Annotated in this window: 2 protein-coding genes; both read right to left on the minus strand. The window is 62.3% G+C overall.

The window, feature by feature from the left end; genetic code table 11:
* Positions 1 to 17: 17 nt before the first annotated feature.
* On the minus strand, positions 18 to 1319 hold the full coding sequence (locus OC610_RS24925; protein WP_264431681.1) for an ABC transporter substrate-binding protein: 1302 nt from the start codon (positions 1317 to 1319) through the stop codon (positions 18 to 20).
* A gap of 116 nt (positions 1320 to 1435) precedes the next feature.
* Positions 1436 to 2695 (minus strand): D-mannose isomerase, encoded by a 1260-nt coding sequence (locus OC610_RS24930; RefSeq protein ID WP_264431683.1) that lies wholly within the window; start codon positions 2693 to 2695, stop codon positions 1436 to 1438.
* Positions 2696 to 2826 lie beyond the last annotated feature (131 nt).

Genomic DNA, 2826 nt, shown 5'->3' on the forward strand with positions numbered 1-2826 from the left:
AGGGACCGCGGCGCTAATTACTTCGCAGACTGAACCGCTGCGCCCAATTTCTTGGCGGCGTCGGCCGGGTCGGCTTTCGGGTCGTTGATGTAGTTGGTCACGACGTCAAAGAACGCGCCTTGTACCGCCAATGTGGTCGCCATGTTGTGCGCCATGCTTGGCTGCAGGCCGCCGCTCTTGGCGTCGGCCAGGAAGTCCTTGGCGGCGGTCTGGGCGCAGGAGTCGAAACCGTACTTGCCCATGTCGGCCAGCATGTCGTTGCGCACCGGGATCGAGCCTTTGTTGATGCTGAAGACTTTCTGGAAGTTCTCACCCAGCACCACCTTGGCGATATCCTGCTGCCCCGCCGAAGTGCCTGCGTCCTTCTGCTTGAACACCGCCAGGGAGTCGATGTTGTAGGTGAAGGCCTTGTCGGTGCCCGGGAAGGCCACGCACTCGTAGTCCTTGCCGGCGACTTTCTTCGCCGCGGTCCACTCGCTCTTGGCCCAGTCACCCATGATCTGCATGCCGGCCTTGCCGTTGATGACCTTGGCCGCTTCCAGGTTCCAGTCCTGGCCCTTGCCGTCGGCGTCCATGTAGGTCGCGACTTTCTTCAACTCGGTCAGCGCCTTGACCATTTCCGGACCGGTCAGCGCCTTGCTGTCCAGGTCGACCAGGGCTTTCTTGTAGCCATCAGCCCCCATGACCGAGAGCACCACCGCTTCGAACACGGTGCTGTCCTGCCATGGCTGGCCGCCGTGGGCCAGGGGAATGAAGCCTGCGGCCTTGAGCTTGTCACCGGCGGCGTAGAATTCTTCGAGGGTGGTCGGGTTCTTGGTGATGCCGGCTTTCTTGAAGACTTCCGGGTTGATCCACAGCCAGTTGACGCGGTGGATGTTCACCGGCACGGCGACGTAGTCACCTTCGTACTTCACGGTGTCGGAGACTTTCTTGTCGAGCAGGCTGTCCCACTTTTCCGCCTTGGAAACGTCCTTGAGGACGTCGGTGTCGAGCAGGCCAGTGGTTGCCCATTCCTGAATGTCCGGGCCCTTGATCTGGGCGACGCCCGGTGGGTTGCCAGCCACGGCACGGCTCTTGAGCACGGTCATGGCAGTGGAACCGCCACCGCCGGCGACAGCGCCGTCCTTCCAGGTAAAGCCGTCTTTTTCTACCTGGGCCTTGAGCACATCGACCGCGGCTTTTTCACCACCCGACGTCCACCAGTGGACGACTTCCACGGAACCTTTCGAATCGGCGGCCAGGGCGTTGACAGGGAATGCTGCGACGGGAAGCAAGGAAGCAAGAGAAATGACAGTAGCGAGGCGAGAAATCGCATTCATCTAGAAGTACCTTTCTTGTTGTTATGCATGCAAGTCTGGTGCTTGCGCTGCATGGATTCTAATCAGGGGATATCCCTTCGCAGGTAACGAAGGGACGCGGATATGTCACTGCATGGTTACACAGGCGCGGGAGCGGATAACCTCGCCAACGCAGACGCCATGCTGGGCGCCAGGGGAAGCCGAGGTATCAGCACGGCTTGCCAGGCGTGGTAAAGGTCCGGCTTGCCCGGCCAGATGTCGGCGCTGGGGCGGTTTTGTGGATCGAGTTCGTGGTGCCAACTGCCGTTGCAGCGATCGATGAAATGCTTGTCACAGAATTCCCAGAAACGCCGGTACCAGGCTTCGTATTGCGCCTCGTCGGTACGCTTGAGCAGCGCGCTGGCCGCTGCCGCCGCTTCGGCATGCACCCAATGCAGGCGATGGCGAACCACGGCGCGGTTGTCCCAGTCCAGGGTGTAGACAATGCCCGGCGCGCCATCGACGTCCCAGCCGTGGCGGCAGTTCTGGTCGAAGAGTTTTTGCGCGTCCTGGGCCAGCCAGCCCGGGGTCAGCATGCCGATCTGGACACGCGCGGCTTCGAGGTGCAGCAGTAGCCGCGCCCATTCGAAACCATGGCCGGGCGTGGTGCCGTAGGGACGAAACCCATCGGCCGGGTTGTCGTGGTTGTACTCGCGCAGCGGCTGCCAGTCGCGGTCGAAATGCTCGACGACCATGTAGTCGTTGGCGGCCGCATGCCCATGGATGACCCGCTCGACGATGCGCAGGGCCCGCGCCAGCCAGCGCGGGTCGTCCGTGGCATCGGCCAGGGCGAGGAAGGCTTCGGTGGCGTGCATGTTGCTGTTGGCGCCGCGATAAGCCTCTTCTTCGCGCCAGTCGCGATTGAAGGATTCACGCAAGGCGCCCTCTTCTTCGCACCAGAAATGCTCGTCGATGATCCGCACGGCTTCCTTGAGCAAGGCCTCGGCGCCGGGGCGCTGGGCCACGACCGCAGAGCTGGCGGCCAGGGCAACGAAAGCATGCAGGTAGGCGGCTTTGCCGGTTTCGTTTCCAGCGGGATTGGCCGCGGCGAACCAGCCGCCGTACTCAGCATCGCGCAGCGGCCCCATGAGGGCTTGCACGCCATGATCCACCAGCTCGACAAACCCCGGCAGGCCCTGGATGTGGGCCATGGCGAAGCTGTGGGTCATGCGTGCGGTGTTCATGGTTTCGGCGCGGGCATCGGCGGGCAGGCGACCCAGCTCGTCCAGGTTGCCGAAACCGTCCGGCAGCTTCGAGGCCTTGGCAAACGCCAGCAGCCGCAAGCCTTCGGCGGCGAGCCATTGCTGGTGGGCAGGAGCGTTCAACCAACTGCTGAACGCCGGTTGGAAGGTGTCCATCGACATGACCTTTTTTGTTGTTTTGACCCGGGGAGTCTAAACAAGGGATTGCGGGCAGCAGGTAACGAAAGGGGCTAGTTATGTCACCGACTTGTGACATTCCATCAGGAATGTGCTGAGGCAACTGTCGC

Origin of the sequence: Pseudomonas agronomica (assembly GCF_025917275.1) — a bacterium.
Lineage (GTDB): Bacteria > Pseudomonadota > Gammaproteobacteria > Pseudomonadales > Pseudomonadaceae > Aquipseudomonas > Aquipseudomonas agronomica.

Excerpts from the sequence above, each read along its gene's own strand:
- OC610_RS24925 (WP_264431681.1), bottom strand. The coding sequence starts at position 1,319 with ATGAATGCGATTTCTCGCCTCGCTACTGTCATTTCTCTTGCTTCCTTG.
- OC610_RS24930 (WP_264431683.1), bottom strand. The coding sequence starts at position 2,695 with ATGGACACCTTCCAACCGGCGTTCAGCAGTTGGTTGAACGCTCCTGCC.